The sequence below is a fragment of the Enterobacter sp. UNJFSC 003 genome (genome assembly GCF_036903355.1).
Lineage (GTDB): Bacteria > Pseudomonadota > Gammaproteobacteria > Enterobacterales > Enterobacteriaceae > Enterobacter.
Genome location: NZ_JBAKHK010000308.1, coordinates 1 through 243 on the forward strand (window position 1 = coordinate 1; position 243 = coordinate 243).

Annotated in this window: 1 protein-coding gene; it reads right to left on the reverse strand. The window is 59.3% G+C overall.

Annotated elements, in window-relative coordinates:
* On the reverse strand, positions 1-243 hold a 243-nt coding region (locus tag V5P19_RS24300; protein WP_334408089.1), incomplete at both ends, for a carboxyl transferase domain-containing protein.

Consider the following 243-nt stretch of genomic DNA (forward strand, 5'->3'; position numbering starts at 1 on the left):
GCACGGAGATGTACGGCAAGCCGCGCTCCTGCATTTTTGCCAGTGCCGCAGAGGTTTTCGCCATCTGCATCAGCGACATCAGTGCTTCCTGCATACGTGCGCCACCAGAGGCGGAGAAGCAGATCAGCGGGCAGTTATCTTCCAGCGCCTGCTCAACGGCACGCACGAAACGTGCACCCACAACAGACCCCATTGAACCGCCCATAAAGGCGAACTCGAATGCCGCAGCGACAACCGGCATTC